General features: G+C 58.9%; 4 protein-coding genes. All 4 read right to left on the minus strand.

Annotated features, from left to right (window positions below; genetic code table 11):
• Positions 1-116: 116 nt before the first annotated feature.
• Positions 117-668, minus strand: a complete 552-nt coding sequence (locus CHU93_RS17180; RefSeq protein ID WP_133064248.1) for a GNAT family N-acetyltransferase — start codon at positions 666-668, stop codon at positions 117-119.
• A gap of 74 nt (positions 669-742) precedes the next feature.
• The gene (locus CHU93_RS00635) at positions 743-2,491 is read right to left on the minus strand and encodes a tetratricopeptide repeat protein (RefSeq protein WP_094472292.1); all 1,749 of its coding nucleotides are present in this window, start codon (positions 2,489-2,491) and stop codon (positions 743-745) included.
• A 28-nt stretch (positions 2,492-2,519) separates the two neighbouring features.
• Positions 2,520-2,852, minus strand: coding sequence for a hypothetical protein (locus CHU93_RS17185; protein ID WP_133064249.1), 333 nt, complete (start codon positions 2,850-2,852; stop codon positions 2,520-2,522).
• A gap of 33 nt (positions 2,853-2,885) precedes the next feature.
• Positions 2,886-3,515: hypothetical protein (locus CHU93_RS17190; RefSeq protein ID WP_207759166.1), on the minus strand; the 630-nt coding region annotated here is incomplete at its 5' end.

Genomic DNA, 3,515 nt, shown 5'->3' on the forward strand with positions numbered 1-3,515 from the left:
AACGCCCTGACAGGAAGGCTCATGAATAAGGCGGGCTAGGTTGGCCGGATCGGCGCTCTGCCCCCATGCACGATCACGCAGCGCAGCGAGGTCTTGAAGGAATGGTGAAAGGGCTGTCATCGCGTCTCTACCGCGCCATCACGATGTTGTGGCGCCGCGGCGGAGAAGCGAGCGAGCAACCGCTCGCCCCCTCCCCCCCCGGAGGATGCTACGCGATTGAGGCAAGTTAGCGGACCGTCGTTATAGGCCCTCGCGTCGCCAAGCTCGCGAAACCCGAGCCTTTCGAGCGCGGTCACGCGTCGCTGGCCTGCAAAGGTGGTCGCAAGCAGCACCCTGACCCCCTGCGCGTCGGCATGGGCGATCCGCGCTTCGTCAATCATCCGGCTGAGACCGATGCCTGCATAGTCAGCATCGACGACGAGCCGATTGATCGAGCCGACCGGTCCGGTATCCGGCAAGTCGAAACCGGCGTAAAGCTCGGGATGCGGCAGTTCGGCAATACGATCCCGGATCGTCAATCGACCTGCCGCCACCACGCGGGAACGTTGGACGACCACCCGATGGTCGCTGCAACCGTCGAAGGCGTCACGCCAGACATCGATATCGGGGAAGTCGCGCGCGCGTGACCGCCACGCTTTTGGTCGCAGCCGATAGACGCCATCCAGCAAAGCCTCTGGTGGCCGAAATATCAATTCGAACGCTGGATGCTGCCTATGTTGCATTCGCAATTCCGAGCGGGCCCTCAATATGGCGCGGACATGATCAACGCTCTGGCGCAGGCGCGCAGCAGCTCGGGCGTACCGCATAAGGCATCGAACAGCGCCTCGTCGGTCGCGGCATCGACATAGCGCGAGACAAATCCCGTGGGCCGCATTGAACGCGCCGCGTCGACATCCTCCAGAACTGCCGACAAAGGATAACCTGCAAGGCGCCGGAGATTTGCACGCACTGCAAGGGAACCAGCATTGGGCGTATTGGGCCAAATCTGACCAAGCCGATCGAGCATTTGACTATTGGTCCGCCCGCTCCTGATGCCTGCCAGATGCCAGAGCACCCATGGTTCTGACTGGGTCCGCATGCCCCCGATGATGTGATTGAGGTCGTTCCACGCCGCGGTCGCATTTCCCGTTTCAAGATAGAGCTGGCCACGATTAACCCAGGCCCATCCATATTTGGGATTGACCTCGACCAGCTTCGAATAATCGGCGATGGCCGCCGTGGGCCGTCCCAGTTCCGAAAGAGTTCTCGCTCGCCAGAACAAGGAGGGCTCCAAATTGGGTCGCAGCGCCAGCGCTCGATCATAATGTTCGAGCGCTTCGCTGAGCCGACCTTGTGCTCGCGCGGCTGCTGCCAAATTTCCGTGACCGTTGGCGCTGCGATCGTCACGTGAAATTGCCTCACGCGCCAAGGACTCGGCTTTGGGATAATCCTTCGCGGCCAGGGCTATGGCTGATAGCGAGACCCAGGGCGATGACCATCTCGGGTCGATCGTCGATGCGCGTCGATGGCTGGCTTCGGCTTCACGCGATCGACCCAGCCGCTCCAGAATGAAACCCCGTTCATGATGCGCCGCTGCGGATTCGGGGTCGATCGCGACGGCTCGATCAATCGCTGCCAGTGCGGAATCCAGGCGATTATTCTGACGGTCAATCATCGCCTGGACCCAATATGCGCGCTCGTGCGTAGGATCGATTGCGATTGCGCGCGCCGCATCGGCCGCTGCCAGCGCGTCCTGACTTGAACGATACCTTGCCTCGGCTCGAAGCGACCAGGCGTCGGGAAATCCAGGAGCGACTTCGATTGACCTCGTCGCTGCAGCAATTGCACCTTCATATTCCTGAACTGCGATCAGCGATGTCGCCAAGATATTGTGGGTCTCGCCGCGGATTGGCGCGGATTGGACAGCTCGCCTTGCAGTCAAGACCGCTTCATCTTTGCGTCCCAGTGCCAGGAGCAATTCTGCCCGCGTTACGAGCAGGCTCGCACCTTCAGGCCGGCCGCGTAGCGCCTGTTCAATATACCGAAGTGCGCCCAACCTATCGCCGTCGATTCGAGCAATTTCCGCACGTGATGCAAGCGCCTGTACCCAATTCGGTCGCAGCGAGAGGGCCCGGTCGCAGGCCGATCGGGCTGCCGGAAGGTTGTTCGCCGCGCGTTCGATCATGCATGTAATCCGCGCTGCCATCGCGGGGTCCTGCCCGAGTGCGTTTGCGCGTCCAATGGCGGCACGCGCGAGTGAAACGTTGCCTTGCTTGACGAGCACATAGGCCTCGCTCAGATGGCCCAATGGATCACCCGAAGCCACACAATTGCGTGCAATGCCGAGCGCAGCATTGAGGTCAGCGATAACAATGTAATCGTCACGCTCGTTGACATTGAAGAACGTCTTGAGGGGCGCGCAGACAGCGAAGCTCCTGATATCGGGATTGTCATTGGGCGCAGATTGCGATGCCGCCAAAATTGCCACGAGATTTGTCAGGATTGAGTTCATAAATAGATCCAAATATTTGATATTTTATTCAAAAATGACGCGTGCTTTCGGCTCCGGGTGAAAGGGTGCCTGTAGAAGTCGTGCCATCGTCCCAGTACATTTTATAATCAAAACTTCGTTCACTTGTGTTATATATTTGAGCAAACGTATTATTGTTCTGCCGTCCGTAACGCACATATCCAGAACAGTCTTCGCCTCCGACATAGTTGGTTTTTGTCACGTCAGGATATTGCGGTACGACGTTGATTCGGTTCTGATCGACATTGATCGGGCGCATTTCTGCCATCGCATCAATAAAGCTGGCACATCCCGCCAATGTCAGCCCCATGACAATGGGGATGAAATTTTTCGCACTGATCATGCTTTTCCTCCAAGGTGTTTGGCTCGGATTCCATCACTGTTTTTGATATTCGGTGCCGCCCAAGAACAGCGCGCCGTTGATCAGTTCGAACGGAGCGCGGTAGGTCTTTGGTTCGGAGATTGGCTCGTCGCGGTCGCTGTCGGGAGATCCTACGAGCGTGTTGCGGATCGGCGTGTAGACCAGCGTATTGGTGCCTTCCTGCGACCAGCGCATGGTGATCGTGTAGCGGCCGGGAATGCCGTTGACCGAATCCCGCACCAGCGTTGCCATGCCATCGGCGCTAAAGGTCCAGGTTCCCTTTGTCGGGTGTTGCCAACTGCCGAAGAGCTGACCCTGGGTGTTTTCGGGCGTTCTTGCCGGTTCGGACGGGGCGCCGCGAGCGGCTGCTTCTGCTTCCATCTGACGTAGGCTCGCCCGCATCTCGCTGGCATCAATGCCTGCCGCTTCGAGCTGTTCGATCTGTCGCCTGATAAAGGCAATGTCGTCGGCGGGCGAGGTGGCTTGCAAGGGACCGGAGTAGAGCAGGGCAAAGGCAGACATTGCCCCTGTCATTCGAATCATCATTGACGGCTTCCCTCCCCATCCGATGAAGCGATTGGACTCGCGGAGCGGGGCAGGCAATCTAGGCTCAGGACTCATTGGCCGATCCAGAAGATGACGGTT

It is taken from the genome of Sandarakinorhabdus cyanobacteriorum (assembly GCF_002251755.1).
Taxonomy (GTDB): Bacteria; Pseudomonadota; Alphaproteobacteria; order Sphingomonadales; family Sphingomonadaceae; genus Sandarakinorhabdus; species Sandarakinorhabdus cyanobacteriorum.